This is a genomic window from Pseudomonas sp. TE3899 (assembly GCF_056279105.1).
In genome coordinates this window covers 3,830,325-3,849,328 of the sequence record NZ_JBWBQR010000001.1, presented here as the reverse complement: position 1 = coordinate 3,849,328, position 19,004 = coordinate 3,830,325, and the positions used below count along the sequence as shown (strand labels likewise).

Below are 19,004 nucleotides of genomic sequence, written 5' to 3'. Positions count from 1 at the left end.
GATAAAAAATATTTTCAAAATAATGATGAGGTAAACCCTAACGCCATCCGTGTAGTGACTGAAACTGCGAGTCATTCGCATCCCGCTGCGGTTCTACACAGGTCATGAGCAATGAAGTCCAGGGCAAAATCGGGTTCGGTCAAACAATGGTTCGGTGCCTCGGCGCTGAGTTTTTCGGCAGTGGCATTGCTGCCGCTGAGCGTGGCCATCGCTGCTGAAACCACCAGCACGCAACAGCGCACGCAATTCAATTTCGCCATCGCCGCTAAACCGTTGCCCCAGGCCCTGAGCGACTTCAGCCGCATCACCGGCACCAGCGTGGTCTACACCGATGAAGCGCCCTACGGCCTCAACGCCCCGGCGCTCAATGGGCAGATGAGCGCGGAACAGGCGATCCAGCGCCTGCTCAGCGGATCGGGCTTCACCTTCCGCCGCACCGACGCCCACACCCTGGCGCTGGAACCCGTGCCCACCGAAGGCACTCTGAACCTGGACGCGACCACCATCACCTCGGTGCTGGACCAAACCCAGAGCTACCAGCCACCGCCGACCAGCAATGTGATGCGCAGCTCGGCGTTGCTCCAGGAAACCCCGCAAACCATCAACGTGATCCCGGCCCAAGTCATTCGCGATCAGGCGCCGCGCAATCTCGATGATGCGCTGGCCAACGTCAGCGGCATCACCCAGGGCAACACCCTGGCCAGCACCCAGGACTCGGTGATGACCCGGGGTTTCGGCGACAACCGCAACGGCTCGATCATGCGCGACGGCATGCCGATCGTGCAGGGCCGGGGCATGAACGCTACGGTTGATCGCGTGGAAGTGCTCAAGGGCCCGGCGTCCTTGCTCTACGGCATCCAGGACCCGGGTGGCGTGGTCAACATGGTCAGCAAGAAACCCGAACTGACCCAATACAACGCCCTGACCCTGCGCGGCTCGACCTACGGCGACGGCAAGAACGGCAGCGGCGGCGGCCTCGATAGCACCGGCGCGCTGGGCGAGTCCGGGCTGGCCTATCGCATGGTCCTGGACCACGAAGACGAAGATTACTGGCGCAACTTCGGCACCCACCGCGAAACCCTGGTGGCGCCGTCCCTGGCCTGGTTCGGCGAAAGCACCAAGTTGCTGTTCTCCTACGAACACCGGGAATTCCTCACCCCGTTCGACCGGGGCACGATCATCGACCCGCGCACCAACCACCCACTGGATATCTCGCGCAACGAGCGCCTCGACGAGCCGTTCAACAACATGGAAGGGCGCTCGGACCTGTATCACTTCGAGGCCGATCACGCGCTCAACGACAACTGGAAAGCCCACTTCGGCTACAGCTGGAACCGCGAAACCTACGACGCCAGCCAGGTGCGTGTCACCGCGATCAACACCAGGAACGGCACCCTGACCCGCAACATGGACGGCACGCAGAATGCGATCAGCACCGACCGCTTCACCACCGCCAGCCTCGAAGGCAAAGTGAACGTGTTGGGCCTGCAGCACGACCTGGTGTTCGGCGTCGATGACGAGTACCGCAAGATCTACCGCGAAGACCTGATCCGCCAGAAAAGCCTGAGCACCTTCAGCTACGTCAACCCGGTGTACGGTCGCGAAGTCGCCGGCACCACCGTCAGCCCGGCGGACAGTGCCCAGACCGATCAACTGCGCAGCGATTCGATCTTCGCCCAGGACTCTATTCACCTCACCGACCAGTGGATCTTTGTCGCGGGCGGGCGCTTCCAGGAGTACGACCAGTACGCCGGCAAAGGCGTGCCGTTCAAGGCCAATACCGACAACAACGGTCAGAAATTCGTGCCGCGCGCCGGGCTGGTGTATCGCTACACCGATGAACTGTCGTTCTACGGCAGCTACACCGAATCGTTCAAACCCAACTCGACCATCGCACCGTTGAGCGGCAGCACCGTGGTGCTCGACGGCAGCATCGCACCGGAAGAAGCCAAGTCCTGGGAAATCGGCGCCCGGCTCGACATGCCGGGCCGCATCACCGGTGATATCGCGCTGTTCGACATCAAGAAACGCAACGTGCTGATCGCCAACGCCGAAGGGCCGACCACGATCTACAGCGCCGCTGGCGAAGTACGTTCCCGTGGTCTGGAAATCGATCTGACCGGCCAGCTCACCGACCGTTGGAGCATGATCGGCAGCTACGCCTACACCGACGCCGAAGTCACCGAAGACCCGGACTATAAGGGCAAAAAACTACAAAACGTCGCCAAGAATACGGGCTCGCTGTCGGCCGTCTATGACTTCGGCACCCTCATCGGCGGCGATCAGTTGCGGGTTGGCGCGGGGGCGCGGTATGTCGGCGAGCGAGCGGGGGATGCGCCGAATGATTTCGACCTGCCGGGCTACACCGTGGCCGATGCCTTCGCCACCTACGACACCAAGGTCGAAGGGCAGAAGGTCAAGTTCCAGCTCAACGTGAAGAACCTGTTCGACCGCACCTACTACACCTCGGCGGCGAGCCGGTTCTTTGTGTCGATGGGGGATTCGCGGCAGGTGTCGCTTTCCAGCACGCTAGAGTTCTGATCTCAGACCGCGTCATCGTTCTTCGCGGGCAAGCCTCGCTCCTACAGAGGTACGCGTTCCTTCATGAGAATGCGATCAAATGTAGGAGCGAGGCTTGCCCGCGAAGAGGCCTTGAAGGGCGCCGATAATCTTCGGATCTAACGCAAAAACGCCTGCCGATACTCCCCAGGCGTCGCCCCCAACACCTGGCGAAACCGATTGGTGAAATGACTCGCACTGGCAAACCCGCACGCCAAGGCAATCTCCCCCAACGGCTGCGCGGTCGAACGTAACAACTCCCGCGCCCGACTCATGCGTCGCGCCAACACATACTGATGTGGCGGCAAGCCGAAACTCTCGCGGAACATCCGCGCGAAGTGGTATTCCGATAGCGCACACAACCCGGCCAGTTGCCCCAGGCTGATGGCGTCGGCCAGTTGATTGTCGATGAACTCCACCAACTGCCGCCGCTGATGCGCCGCCAGTCCACCCTTGAGCCGTAAACCCTGGCGCATGCCGACCTGGCTGAGCAGCGCGTGGCTGAGCATTTCGTGGGCCAGGCTGCTGGTCAGCACGCGTTCGCCCGGTTCTTCCCAATTGAGCGTGAGCATCTGCCGAAAGCGCCGGGCTTGTTGTGGGTCGTCGAGGAAGGTGCCTTCACGCAATTGCAATTCGCGCGGTTCGCGGTCCAGCAGCGTGACGCAGCCGAGGGCGAATTGTTCGGGGCTGAAATACAGATGGGCCAGGCGAATGTCGCCATTGATGACCCAACCTGACTGATGCTCGGCCGGCAGGATGCACAGCTTGTCGGGGCCACCCTTGGTGCCGGGCTGATCACGACGAAAGGTCTCGGTGCCGCCGGCGATGTAGCAGGACAGGGTGTGATGGCTCGGCGCTTCGTAGTCTTGAGCGTCGTGATGGTTGCTCCACAAAGCTGCAGCCATGCCGTCACCGAGCTCGGCGCTGTGCTCAAGGCGAGCATTGGGCGAGCGGTTGAGGGCTTGAAAGACTTGCAGGGTTTCCAGTGCGGGCATGATCGTTTTCTCTCCAACGCCTTGCATCCTACTCCGTAGACCCTGGCCTGCCAGCCCGCGGGCCGACAAAAGCGCAAGTTTATGCAAGTGCGTGCACGTTTGGCGCAGCACACTGGAGCCCTAATCAAGCAATGCCCTTGTGGCGAGGACGCTTTTGTGGCGAGCGAGCTTGCTCGCGCTTGAGTGCGCAGCACTCACAAAATTGGCGACGGTTGCCGAGATTTTGGGGCCGCTTCGCAGCCCAGCGCGAGCAAGCTCGCTCGCCACAGAAATGTACTCGCCACAAAAGCGTACTCGCCAGAACAGCGTGCCGCGTTGCCCCTCCAGGAGTTTTGCCATGAACCTGTCTTTGTACCTGTTGACCGTGCTGATCTGGGGCACCACCTGGATTGCCTTGAAATGGCAACTGGGCGTGGTGGCCATTCCAGTGTCGATTGTCTATCGCTTCGGCCTCGCCGCGCTGGTGCTGTTTGTGATGCTGCTGCTCAGCCGACGCCTGCAAGTGATGAACCGTCGCGGGCACTTGATCTGCCTGGCCCAGGGCCTGTGCCTGTTCTGCGTCAATTTCATGTGCTTCCTGACCGCCAGCCAGTGGATCCCCAGTGGTCTGGTCGCCGTGGTGTTTTCCACTGCCACGCTGTGGAACGCCTTGAATGCGCGGGTGTTTTTCGGTCAGAAAATCGCCCGCAACGTCTTGATGGGCGGTGCGCTGGGCTTGTTGGGGCTTGGCCTGCTGTTCTGGCCGGAACTGGCGGGCCACACTGCCAGCCCGGAAACCTTGCTCGGCCTGGGCCTGGCTCTGTGCGGAACGCTGTGCTTCTCGGCCGGCAACATGCTATCGAGCCTGCAACAGAAGGCCGGGCTCAAACCCCTGACCACCAACGCCTGGGGCATGGCTTATGGCGCGGCGATGCTGACCGTGTGGTGCCTGGTCAAAGGCATCCCGTTCGACATCGAATGGAATGCGCGCTACATCGGCTCGCTGCTGTACCTGGTCATCCCCGGTTCCGTCATCGGCTTCACCGCGTACCTGACGCTGGTCGGACGCATGGGCCCGGAGCGCGCGGCGTACTGCACGGTGTTGTTCCCGGTGGTGGCGCTGAATGTCTCGGCATTTGCCGAAGGCTACCAATGGACCGCGCCGGCGCTCGTGGGCCTGGTGTTGGTGATGCTGGGTAACGTGCTGGTGTTTCGCAAGCCCAAGGCACTTAGTGCTCAACCTTCAATGTCATGTAAATCAATAACGGCAAAATGAAATCGACAATATGCCGCGCCCAATCCTTGGCGTTCCACACTTGCGATTCATCCATGTCGAACCATTCGACACCGATCACTTGCATGCACACGTAATAGACGAAGATCGCAATTAACAGGCCGATGATGGATAACTTTTTAGCTTCGTGAAATACGTCGATGGATGCATGCCTGTGTTTAAAGAGTTGATAAGTGCCGAGCAGGCAGTAAGCGGTATACATAACTTCCAGGGTGATGATGAACCAGTAGATGCGGTGATGCAGAATCGGCGAGGTAATCGCCCGGTAGCTGATGTTAAGGTTCTCGCGGGTGGTGTCCATGCTCAGGATATGGCCGATATATTCATAGTTGGTGCTGTAGTCAATGATGTTGCTATATAGCACCAGCAGCCCAAAAAAACTCAAGAACGCCATGAGTGTGATTTTGCTGTATCTGATGAGTTGATCTGTGGTCAGGTAATTCAATGGATGGGCTCTCCGTAGCCAATACTCGTGATAGTCGAGTGAATGACGCGGAGTCTATAGCGTGGATAACTATTTTTGCGCTGGACTGAATTGCAAAGTGTGTATCGGAGTTAATCAATAACGGGCAAGTGTTTGTATAAACCTGCCCGTTTTTATTCAGCCTTTCCAGACCTGCGGGTTCACCAAGTCTTGCGGACGCTCACCGAGCAGCGCGCTGCGCAAGTTGGTCAGGGCGCGGTTGGCCATGGCTTCGCGGGTTTCATCGGTGGCGGAGCCGATGTGCGGCAGGGTGACGGCATTTTTCAACTGGAACAGTGGCGATTCGGCCAGCGGTTCTTTCTCGTAGACATCCAGGCCGGCGCCGCGGATCCGGTTGTTTTGCAGCGCTTCGATCAGCGCCGGTTCGTCCACCACGGGGCCGCGGGCGATGTTGACCAGGATTGCACTTGGCTTCATCAGCGCCAGTTCGCGGTGGCTGATCAGGTGGCGGGTTTTCTCGCTGAGCGGCACCACCAGGCAGACGAAATCCGCTTCGGCCAGTAACTGGTCAAGGCTGCGGAACTGCGCGCCGAGTTCCTGTTCCAGTTCGGTCTTGCGGCTGTTGCCGCTGTAGATGATCGGCATGTTGAAACCCAGCCGACCCCGACGGGCAATGGCCGCGCCGATGTTGCCCATGCCGACGATGCCCAGGGTCTTGCCATGCACATCGCAGCCAAACAACGGGGCGCCGACGGTCGCCTGCCACTGGCCGGCCTTGGTCCAGGCGTCCAGTTCCGCCACGCGGCGGGCGCTGCTCATCAGCAGGGCGAAGGCCAGGTCGGCAGTGCTTTCGGTGAGCACATCGGGCGTGTTGGTCAGCATGATCCCGCGTTCGTTGAAGTAGGCGACGTCATAGTTGTCGTAGCCCACCGAAACGCTGGACACCACTTCCAGTTTGGCGGCGTTCTCCAGCTGCGCGCGGCCGAGTTTACGTCCGACACCGATCAAGCCATGGGCGTGGGGCAGGGCTTCGTTGAACTGGGCATTGATGTCGCCGTTTTTCGGGTTCGGCACGATCACGTCGAAATCCTGTTTCAAACGCTCGATCATTTCGGGGGTGATGCGGCTGAAGGCGAGGACGGTTTTTTTCATGGGAATCGGCTCGGCGGGCGGTGGTGAATGCCAAGCACGCTAACATTCTTTCCGGGCGTTGCGCGAGGTCCCGGGCGGCATTGATCGTTCCCACGCGCAGCCAAGGAATGTCTCAACGGACGCTCCGCGTTCGGCTTTGGAGGGGACGCAGAGCGTCCCGGGCTGCATTCCCACGCGGAGCGTGGGAACGATCATCAACGATCAAGAGCCCGCTGGATGAGCGATCAATTCGCCAACCGCGCCCCGGCCAAGCTCCCGCTCAATTCATACGCCGCCAGTTCCGCCTGATGCGCCGCCAATATCTCCGGCAACGACCCACGCAGGTATTCGACCCAGGTCTTGATCTTGGCATCCAGGTACTGGCGCGAGGGGTAGATTGCGTACAGGTTCAATTCCTGCGAGCGGTAGTTCGGCATCATCCGCACCAGCGTGCCGTTGCGCAGCCCTTCAATCGCCGCATACACCGGCAACACGCCGACGCCCATGCCGCTGGTGATCGCGGTTTTCATCGCGTCGGCGGAGTTCACCAGAAACGGCGAGCTGTTAATGGTGACCATTTCCTGGCCTTCGGGGCCATCGAAGGTCCATTTCTCCAGCGGGATCACCGGGCTCACCAGGCGCAGACAGGCGTGGTTGAGCAAGTCGCTGGGTTTCTGGGCGCAGCCGTTGGCTTTTACATAAGCCGGGGAGGCGCAAACGATGCTGTAGGTGATGCCCAAGCGCTGGGAGACGAAGCCCGAGTCCGCCAGTTCGCTGGCGAGCACGATGGACACGTCGTAACCCTCGTCCAGCAGGTCCGGCACGCGGTTGGCCATGGTCAGGTCGAAGGTCACGTCCGGGTGGGTCTTGCGGTAGCGGGCGATGGCATCGATCACGAAGTGTTGGCCGATGCCGGTCATGGTGTGCACTTTCAGCTGTCCGGCGGGGCGGGCGTGGGCGTCGCTGGCTTCGGCTTCGGCTTCTTCGACGTAGGCCAGGATCTGCTCGCAGCGCAGCAGATAGCGCTTGCCGGCCTCAGTCAGGGCGATGCGGCGGGTGGTTCGGTTAAGCAGACGGGTTTGCAGGTGGGCTTCCAGGGTGGAGACCGCGCGCGAGACGTTAGCGGTGGTGGTGTCCAGTTGCACGGCGGCGGCGGTAAAACTGCCGGCCTGGGCCACGTAACTGAAGGCGCGCATGTTTTGCAAGGTGTCCATGGGGTGCTCTCGGGTTCGATGGCAAATTGTGACACGAAGTTACGGGGTCAGTGACCCCGACCAAGGGATTATCGCGTTAACGGTAACAAAGATTCACAGGAATCCCAGCTTATCGCCAACAAGGCCCACCCCTAGAATTGCGCCGGTCCCATGTAGGAGCGAGGCTTGCCCGCGAAGGGAGCGCCGCGGTGTATCAGTAACACCGCGTTATCGTTCTTCGCGGGCGAGCCTCGCGCCTACAGGACCCCTCTCTATTTCAGGAATTTTCAGCAGTGCCGCGTCGCATCAACAAAGCGCTCAAGACGCTCAGTGTTTTGGCTTTAACCCTGGCAATCAGCGGCTGCATCGGTACCGCAGGCATTGCCCCGCAGGGCAAGGCACTGGAGGCCGATTCCCTGGCCACCGATGAAGCCATCCAGCACGCCGCACAGGACGCTCACTGGCCCACCGCGCAATGGTGGCAGGCCTACGGCGACCCACAACTGAACCGCTGGATCGACCTCGCCGTGCAAGGCAGCCCGACCATGGCCATGGCCACCGCCCGGGTGCGCCAGGCCAAGTCCATGGCCGGCATCGCCGAGGCCGCCGAGTCGTTGCAGATCAATGGCGAATCGACCCTCAAGCGCCACAACTGGCCGACCGATCAGTTCTATGGCCCCGGCGAACTGTCCAACACCACGACCTGGGACAACAACGCCGCGCTCGGCTTCAGCTACGCCCTCGACCTCTGGGGCCGCGAAAGCAACGCCACCGAGCGCGCCGTGGACATGGCGCACATTAGCGCCGCCGAAGCGCGCCTGGCCCAGCTCGAATTGCAGAACAACATCGTGCGCGCCTACATCGAACTCTCGTTGCATTACGCGCAACGGGACATCGTCGCCGCGACGTTGCAGCAGCAACAGCAAATCCTCGATCTGGCGCAAAAGCGTTTGAACGGCGGCATCGGCACTCATTTCGAAGTCAGCCAGGCGGAAACCCCGTTGCCGGAAACCCATCGACAGATCGATGCCCTGGACGAAGAAATCGCCCTGAGCCGTAACCAACTCGCGGCGCTGGCGGGCAAAGGCCCGGGGGAGGGCGCGCAGCTGCAACGGCCGACCCTGGCGTTGGGCGCGCCGCTGAAACTGCCGTCGTCACTGCCTGCGCAATTGCTCGGCCAGCGCCCGGACGTGGTCGCGGCCCGTTGGCAAGTGGCGGCCCAGGCCCGTGGCATCGATGTCGCCCATGCCGGGTTCTACCCCAACGTCGACCTGGTCGGCAGCCTCGGCTACATGGCCACGGGCGGCGGCGCGCTTGAATTCCTGACCGGCAAGAAACTCAACTACAGCGTCGGCCCGGCGATCTCGCTGCCGATTTTTGATGGGGGCCGCTTGCGCTCGGAACTGGGCGAAGCGTCGGCCGGGTATGACATCGCCGTGGCCAAGTACAACCAGACGTTGGTCAATGCGTTGAAGAACATCTCCGATCAACTGATCCGCCGCGAGTCGATGGACAAGCAGCAGATGTTCGCCGCCGAGTCGGTGGCCACGGCGCAGAAGACCTACGACATCGCGATGATCGCCTACCAGCGCGGGCTCACTGATTACCTCAACGTGCTCAATGCCCAGACGTTGTTGTTCAAGCAGCAGCAGGTGCAGCAGCAGGTTCAAGCTGCGCGCCTCAGTGCTCATGCCGAGTTGGTGACGGCGCTGGGTGGTGGGCTGGGTGCCGGCGGTGATGTGCCGAAAGACAGCCAGACCGCCGCACCCAAAACCCCGGCCCTGCTTAAGAGCCTCTCGAATTGAACACACTGTTTCTGGCACACCCACATTTGTGGCGAGGGGGCTTGCCCCCGTTGGGCTGCGCAGCAGCCCCAAAACCGGCCAACGCGTTTTTTCAGGCACACCGCATCTACCGGTTTTACAGCGGCTACGCCGCCGAACGGGGGCAAGCCCCCTCGCCACAGGTACTCGTAGTTCCACAGGTTTTCGTGTGACTCAGGTTTCTTCTACATGAGCAGGATTTTGCCCACACCCCTGCGCTGGCTGTACTCCCTCGAATGGCGCCGAGGCTTCTACGACTGGGCACGCAGCGATGGCGTGACCTGGGTCTACATTTTCAAGGTGCTGTTCGCCGCGTTCCTGACCCTGTGGCTGGCCATGCGCCTGGAACTGCCGCAACCGCGCACGGCGATGATCACCGTGTTCATCGTCATGCAGCCGCAAAGCGGCCACGTGCTGGCCAAGAGTTTCTATCGCTTCCTCGGCACGCTCACCGGCTCGGCGGTGATGGTTGCGTTGATCGCGCTGTTCGCGCAAAACACCGAACTGTTCCTCGGTTCGCTGGCGATCTGGGTCGGCCTGTGCACCGCCGGTGCCGCGCGTTATCGCAACTTCCGCGCCTACGGTTTTGTGCTCGCCGGCTACACCGCCGCGATGGTCGGTTTGCCGGCATTGGCCCACCCGGACGGCGCGTTCATGGCGGCAGTCTGGCGGGTGCTGGAAATCTCCCTGGGGATTATCTGCTCGACCCTGATCAGCGCCGCGATCCTGCCGCAAACCGCCAGCGCCGCGATGCGCAACGCCTTGTACCAGCGCTTCGGCGTGTTCGCCTTGTTCGTCACCGACGGCTTGCGCGGTCGCAGCCAACGCGAGGCCTTTGAAGCGAGCAACGTGCGCTTCATCGCCGAAGCCGTGGGCCTGGAAGGCTTGCGCAGCGTGACGGTGTTCGAAGACCCGCACATGCGCCGGCGCAACGGTCGGCTCAGTCGCTTGAACAGCGAATTCATGAGCATCACTACCCGCTTCAACGCCTTGCACCAATTGCTCGAGCGCTTGCGCAGCAGCGAGGCGGATCACGTGGTGGCGGCGATCAAACCGGGCTTGCAGGACCTCGCCGAATTGCTCGACGGCTTCAGCGGCCGGGCGCTGACCAACGCCGATGCCGCGCGCCTGGTCACGGCGTTGACCGCGTACAAGGAAGGCTTGCCGGCGCGGGTACGCAGCCTGCGGGCGACCTTCCAGGAGAGCGCGCCAAGCGACGCCGAACAACTGGATTTCCACACCGCCTACGAATTGCTCTATCGCTTCGTTGACGACCTGCACAGTTATGCACAGACCCACGCGTCCCTGGCCGATCACAGTCACGCCCGCGAACAATGGGACGAGCCGTTCACCCCACAAACCAACTGGATGGCGTCGGCCGCTTCGGGGATTCGCGCGGCGTTTATCCTGGTGGTGCTCGGCAGTTATTGGGTCGCTACAGCATGGCCGAGCGGGGCGACGATGACGTTGATTGCCGCCGCTACCGTGGGCCTTTCAGCGGCAACGCCGAACCCGAAACGCATGGCCTTTCAAATGGCTTGCGGCACCTTGCTCGGCGCATTGATCGGCTTCGTCGAGATGTTTTTCATCTTCCCGTGGATCGATGGTTTTCCGCTGTTGTGCGTAATGCTCGCGCCGGTGATCGTGCTCGGTTCGTTCCTCACGTCACGCCCGCAATACGCCGGGGTGGGCCTCGGGTTGCTGATCTTCTTCAGCACCGGTTCGGTGCCGGACAACCTCACGGTCTACAACCCCTACACCTTTATCAACGACTACATCGCCATGGTCCTGGGCATGCTGGTGTGCGCCGCCGCCGGGGCGATCATCCTGCCACCCAACAGCCGCTGGTTGTGGCGGCGGCTGGAGCAGGATTTGCGCGAGCAAGTGGTGTACGCGATCAGCGGCAAGCTCAAGGGCCTGGGCTCGAGTTTCGAAAGTCGCACCCGGGATTTGCTGCACCAGGCCTATGGCCTGGCGGTCGGTTCGCCGCAGGTGCAACGGGACTTGCTGCGCTGGATGTTCGTGGTACTGGAAGTCGGTCACGCGATCATCGAGTTGCGCAAGGAACAGGCGATTCTGCCGGTGCACCCGGCCTATGCCCAATCCCAGCCGTGGCGCCAGGCGATCCGGGTGATGGGGCGTTCGCTGGTGCGGCTGTTCCTGCAACCGAGCCAGAGCAATCTGGAGCGCGGATTGATTGCCGTGGATCACGCAATCAGCCGGGTGCAAGCCACCGACGAACCCTTCGCCCCGCACTTCGATACCTCGGCGCTGCGGCGGGTGAAGAGTTATCTGCACTTCATCCGCACCTCATTACTGGACCCGCAATCGCCGCTATCCGGTTACATGAAAGTTACGGCCAAAGGAGTTGAACATGCCGCGTGAAATCGCCTTCCACGGCGTGTACATGCCGACCATGACCCTGATGTTTTTCATCGCCGCGGCACTGGCCTGGGCGCTCGACCGCTTCCTGTCCGGGTTCGACTTGTACCGCTTTTTCTGGCACCCGGCGCTGCTGCGCCTGAGTCTGTTTACCTGTCTGTTCGGCGCCCTGGCGCTGACTGTCTACCGTTGAGAACGTTCCGATGAAAAAGCTCTTCAGCCTGCTCGCCACCCTGCTGGTGCTGGCCCTCGCCATATGGATCGGCCGGACGTTGTGGGTGCATTACATGGATACGCCATGGACCCGGGACGGCCGGGTACGCGCCGACATCATCAACGTCGCCGCCGACGTCACTGGCGAAGTGGTGGACGTGCCGGTGCGCGACAACCAACTGGTGAAAAAGGGCGACTTGCTGATGCAGATCGACCCCGAGCACTACCGCATCGCAGTCAAGCAGGCGCAGTCGATGGTGGCGTCGCGCAAGGCGACGTGGGAGATGCGCAAGGTCAACGCCCATCGCCGCGCCGACATGGACGCGCTGGTGATCTCCAAGGAAAACCGCGACGACGCCAGCAACATTGCCAACTCGGCCCTGGCCGATTACCAACACGCCCAGGCGCAACTGGAAGCAGCGGAACTGAACCTCAAACGCACCGAAGTGCGGGCGGCGGTGGACGGCTACGTCACTAACCTCAACGTCCATCGCGGCGACTATGCGCGCATCGGCGAAGCGAAAATGGCTGTGGTCGATATGAACTCGTTCTGGGTCTATGGCTTCTTCGAAGAAACCAAACTGCCTCATGTGCGGGTCGGCGATAAAGCGGACATGCAACTCATGAGCGGCGAAGTGCTCAAGGGCCATGTGGAGAGTATTTCTCGCGGGATCTACGACCGGGACAACCCGGAAAGCCGGGAGCTGATTGCCGACGTCAACCCGACGTTCAACTGGGTGCGCCTGGCGCAACGGGTGCCGGTGCGGATTCACATTGATGAAGTGCCGGAGGGGGTGCTGTTGGCGGCGGGGATTACGTGCACGGTGGTGGTGAGGCAGGGCGACGCGGCAGAATGAAGATCGTTCCCACGCGCAGCAAAGGAATGCATCCCGTGACGCTCCGCGTCACAGCTTGGGACGCAGAGCGTCCCGGGCGTCGCGCTACCACGGGAGCGCGGGAGCGATCGGGGGCTCACTCGCCGCTACAAAACGTCTCCTGCAAATGCCGCCAGACCACCCGCCCGGATGCGATCTTTTCAAACACCACCGTCGACCTGCGATCCGAGTGCAATCCCGTCGCATCAGTCTGCTTTTCGCGATAACTCACCGTCGCGCCATGCTCGTGCAAGGCAATCCCACGCAGCTCGCTGAGCTCAATCCTGAACCCGATCTTCTTGCCGCCCGCCATCCGAAACAACGCGCTCAACGCGCCCAGATCCAGCACCCGGCCCAACGGCGAGACCATGGAAAACTGCGGCGAGAAACGGCTCAGCAACCGATCCAGTGCGGCGTCGTCTTCTTCCACGGCAAACCACTGTTCAATCGCCACGTGGGCCTGGATCACTTCGTCAAAGGTAGTCGGTGTAGTCAGTCATACGGATTTTTCCTGAAGGGGATTTGAGGTTAGCAGGGCGAGGACGTTCGTCGAATCGAAGCGCAGGACGGCGGTCATGGGCACCAGTGTCAACAGGGCGGCGGCGAGGAAGCAATAGTTGAAACCTTGAGTGCCCAGCGCGCCGAGCAATGAACTCAACAGCGCCGCGCCGAGGCAGAAACCGAGTTGGCGATTGATGTTCCACAGGGCGCTGGCGTGGCCCATTTTTTCCGGCGTTATGCCGACAAAGGCCAAGGTCTGTGCAGTGACGCTGCACAGGCTGCCACCCAGGCCCATCATGGCGTAGGCAACGATCAGCAGTGGGCCGGCGGGTTGTTCGATGCGCATCAGCAGCACAATGCCAAGGCATTGCAACAGCATGCCGCTGATCAGCAACGGCTTGGGGCCGATGCGATTGAAACTGCGTTTGCCCAGCAGGATTGCCACCCCCGAGCCGGCCGCCCACGGCAACATCAGCGCGCCGATTTGCGCTGCGCCGAAACCGAGCTCGTGCAGGTACAACACGGCAATCAGGTTTGTCCCGGTAAAAATGCCGGGCACACAGAGGTAGATCAGCATCGCCAGGCGCAGTGATGGATTTTTGATCAGTTGCAGGTCGAGGATCGCCTCGGGTTTGCGCCAGCTGTCGCGCAGGTACAACGCGGCCATTGTGGCGCTGAGGATCAATCCGAGCCAGCCGAACGCACGGGTGCCGGGTTCACTCAACAGGCTCAGGGCGATCAGCAACAGGCTCAGGGCCGAGATCGCCAGCAGCAAGCCACGGGCATCCAGAGTCGGGCGTTCGGTGACGGCTGGATCGGCTTTCAGCCAGAGCAGGCCGAGGCCGAAGGTGAGCAGCGCCACCGGCAGGTTGAGGTAGAAAATCCAGCGCCAGGACAACGTCTGCACGATCAACCCGCCGGCCATTGGCGACAAGGCCGGGACCATCAGCGCCACCAGCAACACCACGCCGGTGAAATGCGCACGCTGGGCCGGTGGAAACTGTCGATAGGCTAAGGCCTGGCCGACCGGGAGCAATAACCCGCCACCGAGCCCTTGCAGCAGCCGCCAGCCGATCAGGCCTTCAATCGACCCGGCCTGGGCCACCAACGCCGAAGCGATACCGAACAACAGCAAGGATGCGAGGATCAGCCGCCGCTCACCGATCCGCGCCGCCAGCCACACGCTCATCGGAATGATCAGCGTCAGCCCGAGCATGTAGGCGTTGCTGATCCAGGCCAATTCGGTGACCGAGGCATGCAGGTCCCGGGCGATGTCGGGGTAGGCGATGCTGGCGACAAACATGTTCAGCAGGTCGAGGGCGAACCCCAACAGATACACGAGCGCGACTTTCGAGCGATAGGCCATGGCCACTTCCCTGTAATGAGGTGTGCAGGGTAGGGCGCTGGCGAGGTTAGGAAAACGCTGGTTTGGCTGCTAGTTTGTCAAAATTATTTTGACAAAGGAGTGAGGCGTCCATGGTCAGCCTCGATCGATTCGACACCTTCAAGGCCGTGGTCGAGGCCGGATCATTGACCGCTGCCGCCGATTTGCTGGGCCAGACCCGTGCCGTGGTCAGTTTCAACCTCAAGCGCCTGGAGGAAGAACTGGGCGTGACGTTGCTCACGCGCAACACCCGGCAACTGGCCCTGACCGATGCCGGCGAACGTTTCTATCAGCGTTGCCTGCGCACCCTCGACGAAGCCCGGCTGGCGATCGAGGAGGCCCGGTCCGAACATTCGCAGCTCAAGGGCGCCTTGCGCATCACCACCACCGTGGAGTTCGCCTTGGCCCAGGTGGTGCCGGCGCTGGAAGTATTTCGTCAGCAACATCCGCAGTTGAACATTCACCTGTCCACGTCCTCGACCCACGCCGACCTGATCTCCGAGCGGTTTGACGTGGCGATTCGGCTGGGGCGTATGCACGACTCCAACCTGCGGGCGGTGCAGTTGTCGACGTTCGAGATTTTTGCCGTGGCGTCGCCGGGGTTGATCGAGCGTTTCGAAGCCGCCGATACGCTGGCGGCCGTGGAATCGTTGCCGACCCTGGGGCATGGGCGAGTGCCGGAATTGACGGTGACCGACCCGGCCGGGACCGAGCATCTGTACCAGCCAAAACCGGGGAGCACCGCGATTGTCGCGGACAACTCGGCAACGTTGCGGGCCTTTGCGTTGACCGGGCAGGGCGTGGCGATCTTGCCGCAGTGGCTGGTTCAGGAGGATCTCGAAGCGGGGCAGCTGGTTCAGCTGCTGGCGGATCACCGGTTTGCCCAACAGGGGGTGTATGCGTTGTACCCGGACACCCGGCACCTGCCGCTGAAGGTGCGGGCATTTATTGATTTTATGAAGGGGTGGTGCTGAGGATTTTTGGTGATTGGGCTGACGTCTTCGCGGTCAAGCCTTGCTCCTACAGGGTTTGTGTCGTTCGCATGATTGGCGTACGACTCAAAATCCCTGTAGGAGCAAGGCTTGCCCGCGATGAACGGTGACGCGGTCTCAGAGCTGCCCCCGCAATCCAAACCGCTTCATCAGCCCCGACTCCAGCAACCCTTTGGGCAACAACCCCGCCAGCAACGGCAACGCCCGGCTGCCATTGCCGATGCGGATCAGCCGTGGCGGTTTTTCCTGCTGCACGGCCTTCAACAATACAGCGGCAAATTCACTGGCCGGGGTCGGGTTGTCCTGAGAGGCCTTGGCCCGCGCACGAATGCCTTCGCGCAGCGGCCACCACGGTGATTGTTCGGTGATCAGTTGTTCGGCTTCATGGCCGGCATTTTTGGCGAAGCTCGACGCAATGGCCCCGGGCTGGACTTCCATCACGCGGATGCCGAACGGCGCCAGTTCCATGCGCAACGCATCGCTCAAGGCATGCACCGCAGCTTTCGAGGCGCAGTAAGCACCGGCGAACGGCGTGACCAACACACCGGACACGCTGCCGATATTCACCACCAAACCCTTGGCCCGGCGCAGTACCGGGAACAGCGCGCGGGTGACGCCGACCACGGCAAACACGTTGGTTTCGAACTGGCGCTGCATCGCCGGCACGCCACCATCGAGCAGCGGCCCCATGGCGCCATAACCGGCGTTGTTGATCAGCACATCGAGGCCGCCATGTTGCTGGTTGATGCGCTCGCTCAATTGATCCAGCGCCGCGCCATCGTTGACGTCCAGTTGTACCGCCGTGAAACCGGCCGTCGCTAACGCCGCCACATCTTCAGTCTTGCGGGCGCTGGCCCAGACTTCGTAGCCAGCGTGCTTGAACACATCAGCCAGGGCGCGGCCAATGCCGCTGGAGCAACCGGTAATCAACGCAACGGGCATGGCGCGGTCCTTGTGCAAAAAGAAAGGGGGATCAGTCGGAGAAACTACCCTGCAAATGCTCGGCGCGAAACTCCAGGGTTTGCGGGCGATAGCCGGGGCGCAGCGGTGGCAATGGCAAGCAATCGTCCCAGTTGGCACCGGCCTGCAATTCGCCGGGGCCGCGATAGCGCGGGGCGGCGTATTGGTTGTCGGCCAGGTTCACGGTGTCGCCCGGTGCGTAGGCGGCGATGCGCCAGCGCAGTTCGGTCAGCGGCACGTCGTTACCGTTGTTCATGGTCAGTTGCAGCGGGCGATCCGCCGGGCAGTGTTCGGGGGCGTAGGTGATGCGCAACTCAAGACGCGCCAGTTGCTTGACCTCGCGGTTGTCCATCCAGATCACCCAGGTGGCGACCAGGCCCAGGCCAACGGCGGCGGCCACCGAGACGGGAAACGCCTTGGCGGGGTAGCGCAGCAACAGGATAAGCCAGGTGATGACCAGCAGGACGCCGATGAACATGTCGCACAACCTCGGGGAAAGAGAAGGTCATCCTACCTAAGCGCAGGTGCGGTTGGCGATGGGCGTGATCGTTCCCACGCGCAGCAAAGGAATGCAGCCCGGGACGCTCCGCGTCCCATTGGAACGCGGAGCGTCCCTTGAGGCATTCCCACGCATAGCGTAGGAACGATCAAAAAAAAGCCCCCGACCAACCTACTGCGGATAGGGAAAACGCAGTGGGCTCGACGAGGGCTTTTTATTTCGCTAAACGCTTACTGCGCGATGGTTTTCACCGACACGCCGCGTTCAATCGGGGTGGAGCGACCGTAGATATCTTCGAAGCGCTCGATATCGTCTTCACCCAGGTAGCTGCCCGATTGCACTTCGATGATCTCGAGTGGAATCTTGCCCGGGTTGCGCAGACGGTGGACCGAGGCGATCGGGATGTAGGTCGACTGGTTTTCGCAGAGCAGGAACACGTTCTCGTCGCAGGTCACTTCGGCAGTGCCGCTGACCACGATCCAGTGTTCGGCGCGGTGGTGGTGCATTTGCAGCGACAGGCACGCGCCCGGTTTCACCGAGATGTGCTTGACCTGGAAGCGGCCACCCATGTCCACCGAGTCGTAGGAACCCCACGGACGATAGACCTCGCAATGGTTCTGGGTTTCGCTGCGGCCCTGTTCGTTGAGGGTGTTGACCATCTGTTTCACGCCTTGGACCGAGTCCTTGTGGGCGATCATCATGGCGTCCTTGGTTTCGACGACCACGATGTTTTCCAGGCCGATCACCGACACCAGTTTGCCGTTGCCGTGGATCATGCAGTTCTTGCTGTCCTGAATGACCACATCGCCTTTGGACACGTTGCCATTGGCGTCTTTTTCGTTCACTTCCCACAGCGACGCCCAGCAACCGACATCGCTCCAGCCGGCGGTCAACGGTACGACGCAGGCGCGCTGGGTTTTTTCCATCACGGCGTAGTCGATGGAGTTGTCCGGGCAGCAGGCGAAGGTGGCTTCGTCGAAGGTGATGGTGTCGTTGTCTTGCTCGCTGCGCTCAAGGGTCAGCAGGCAGGTGTCGTAGATGTCCGGGTCATGCTTTTTCAGCTCTTCGAGGAAGCGGCTGGCGCGGAACAGGAACATGCCGCTGTTCCAGAAATAACCGCCGGATTCGACGTATTCGGTGGCGCGCTTGACGTCCGGTTTCTCGACAAAATGCGAGACGCGGCTGACGCCTTCGGGCAACAGCGAATCGTTGGTGGATTTGATGTAGCCGTAACCGGTTTCCGGTTTGGTCGCCGGTACGCCGAACAGCACCATTTCGCCGTTTTCCGCAGCGACGGTGGCCAGGGCCAGGGCGCGTTGCAGGGCTTTCTGGTCTTCCAGCACGTGGTCGGCCGGCAGCACCAGCATCAACTCGTCGCGACCTTCATTGACCAGCATCATCGCGGTCAGGGCCACGGCCGGCGCAGTGTTGCGACCGAACGGTTCCATCAGGATGCGCTGCACTTCCAGTTTTCGGGTGCTCAGCTGCTCGTTGACGATGAAGCGGTGGTCCTTGTTGCAGACCACGATCGGGGAGTCCATGCCTTCGAACACCAGGCGTTCCAGGGTTTGCTGGAACAGGGTGTGCTCGCCGGTCAAGGCCAGGAACTGTTTAGGAAACTGTTTACGCGAAAGCGGCCAAAGACGTGAGCCGCTACCACCTGACAAGATTACCGGAATCATGTTGTTACTCCTTAAAATCGATTTGGTTAGAGCTACGAACGTTCTGTCGTTTCACTCTTGTTCTTATTCCGTATCTCGATTGCCACCCGATCCCCTGTAGGCGCGTGGCTTGCCCGCG

General features: G+C 61.5%; 15 protein-coding genes and 1 pseudogene. 7 read left to right on the top strand and 9 right to left on the bottom strand.

All coding sequences use genetic code 11. The features are described from left to right. Positions 1-111: 111 nt before the first annotated feature. The gene (locus ACZ89E_RS17650) at positions 112-2,541 is read left to right on the top strand and encodes a TonB-dependent siderophore receptor (protein ID WP_476256145.1); all 2,430 of its coding nucleotides are present in this window, start codon (positions 112-114) and stop codon (positions 2,539-2,541) included. 137 nt (positions 2,542-2,678) lie between these two features. Here the strand turns inward: ACZ89E_RS17650 and ACZ89E_RS17645 are convergent, their stop codons facing one another. Further along, positions 2,679-3,554 carry a helix-turn-helix transcriptional regulator gene (locus ACZ89E_RS17645; RefSeq protein WP_476256144.1) on the bottom strand — a complete coding sequence of 292 codons (876 nt, stop codon included), beginning with the start codon at positions 3,552-3,554 and terminating at the stop codon, positions 2,679-2,681. 337 nt (positions 3,555-3,891) lie between these two features. Between ACZ89E_RS17645 and ACZ89E_RS17640 the strand changes: the two genes are divergently transcribed. Next, positions 3,892-4,809, top strand: a complete 918-nt coding sequence (locus tag ACZ89E_RS17640; RefSeq protein WP_476256143.1) for a DMT family transporter — start codon at positions 3,892-3,894, stop codon at positions 4,807-4,809. On the opposite strand, the gene ACZ89E_RS17635 is transcribed toward ACZ89E_RS17640, so the two are convergent. From ACZ89E_RS17635 to ACZ89E_RS17625, 3 genes are all read right to left on the bottom strand, one after another. Further along, positions 4,763-5,272 carry a DUF2165 domain-containing protein gene (locus ACZ89E_RS17635; protein ID WP_149657518.1) on the bottom strand — a complete coding sequence of 170 codons (510 nt, stop codon included), beginning with the start codon at positions 5,270-5,272 and terminating at the stop codon, positions 4,763-4,765. The genes ACZ89E_RS17640 and ACZ89E_RS17635 overlap by 47 nt on opposite strands. A 156-nt stretch (positions 5,273-5,428) precedes the next feature. Beyond that, positions 5,429-6,403: a 2-hydroxyacid dehydrogenase gene (locus tag ACZ89E_RS17630; protein ID WP_476256142.1), complete on the bottom strand. Its 975-nt coding sequence runs from the start codon at positions 6,401-6,403 to the stop codon at positions 5,429-5,431. 224 nt (positions 6,404-6,627) lie between these two features. Then, positions 6,628-7,596 (bottom strand): LysR family transcriptional regulator, encoded by a 969-nt coding sequence (locus tag ACZ89E_RS17625; protein WP_149657516.1) that lies wholly within the window; start codon positions 7,594-7,596, stop codon positions 6,628-6,630. Between the two features lie 272 nt (positions 7,597-7,868). On the opposite strand from ACZ89E_RS17625, the gene ACZ89E_RS17620 reads away from it, so the two are divergent. The 4 genes from ACZ89E_RS17620 to ACZ89E_RS17605 all read left to right on the top strand — a co-directional run bounded on the left by ACZ89E_RS17620 (position 7,869) and on the right by ACZ89E_RS17605 (position 12,850). Continuing rightward, the gene (locus ACZ89E_RS17620) at positions 7,869-9,380 is read left to right on the top strand and encodes an efflux transporter outer membrane subunit (protein ID WP_476256141.1); all 1,512 of its coding nucleotides are present in this window, start codon (positions 7,869-7,871) and stop codon (positions 9,378-9,380) included. Positions 9,381-9,587: 207 nt separating this feature from the next. Further along, complete coding sequence (locus tag ACZ89E_RS17615) at positions 9,588-11,783, top strand: FUSC family protein (RefSeq protein ID WP_149657513.1); 2,196 nt, start codon at positions 9,588-9,590, stop codon at positions 11,781-11,783. After that, the gene (locus tag ACZ89E_RS17610; protein ID WP_007896379.1) at positions 11,773-11,973 is read left to right on the top strand and encodes a DUF1656 domain-containing protein; all 201 of its coding nucleotides are present in this window, start codon (positions 11,773-11,775) and stop codon (positions 11,971-11,973) included. The genes ACZ89E_RS17615 and ACZ89E_RS17610 overlap by 11 nt, the downstream gene beginning before the upstream one ends. A gap of 10 nt (positions 11,974-11,983) precedes the next feature. Next, on the top strand, positions 11,984-12,850 hold the full coding sequence (locus ACZ89E_RS17605; protein ID WP_476256140.1) for an efflux RND transporter periplasmic adaptor subunit: 867 nt from the start codon (positions 11,984-11,986) through the stop codon (positions 12,848-12,850). A 115-nt stretch (positions 12,851-12,965) separates the two neighbouring features. Here ACZ89E_RS17605 and ACZ89E_RS17600 read toward each other — a convergent pair. Then, positions 12,966-13,368 (bottom strand): annotated as a pseudogene (locus ACZ89E_RS17600) (DUF4440 domain-containing protein). Next, positions 13,365-14,735 carry an MFS transporter gene (locus ACZ89E_RS17595; protein ID WP_476256139.1) on the bottom strand — a complete coding sequence of 457 codons (1,371 nt, stop codon included), beginning with the start codon at positions 14,733-14,735 and terminating at the stop codon, positions 13,365-13,367. Before ACZ89E_RS17595 ends, ACZ89E_RS17600 begins: the two are co-directional and overlap by 4 nt. Before the next feature lie 110 nt (positions 14,736-14,845). Here ACZ89E_RS17595 and ACZ89E_RS17590 point away from each other — a divergent pair, with 110 nt between their 5' ends. Then, positions 14,846-15,727: a LysR family transcriptional regulator gene (locus tag ACZ89E_RS17590; protein ID WP_476256138.1), complete on the top strand. Its 882-nt coding sequence runs from the start codon at positions 14,846-14,848 to the stop codon at positions 15,725-15,727. 135 nt (positions 15,728-15,862) lie between these two features. On the opposite strand, the gene ACZ89E_RS17585 is transcribed toward ACZ89E_RS17590, so the two are convergent. The 3 genes from ACZ89E_RS17585 to ACZ89E_RS17575 form a co-directional block, all read right to left on the bottom strand. Next, positions 15,863-16,687, bottom strand: coding sequence for an SDR family oxidoreductase (locus ACZ89E_RS17585; protein WP_149657508.1), 825 nt, complete (start codon positions 16,685-16,687; stop codon positions 15,863-15,865). Positions 16,688-16,718: 31 nt separating this feature from the next. Further along, positions 16,719-17,183 (bottom strand): multidrug transporter, encoded by a 465-nt coding sequence (locus ACZ89E_RS17580; RefSeq protein ID WP_149657507.1) that lies wholly within the window; start codon positions 17,181-17,183, stop codon positions 16,719-16,721. 251 nt (positions 17,184-17,434) lie between these two features. Further along, positions 17,435-18,886: a mannose-1-phosphate guanylyltransferase/mannose-6-phosphate isomerase gene (locus ACZ89E_RS17575; protein WP_123596984.1), complete on the bottom strand. Its 1,452-nt coding sequence runs from the start codon at positions 18,884-18,886 to the stop codon at positions 17,435-17,437. Positions 18,887-19,004: the final 118 nt, after the last annotated feature.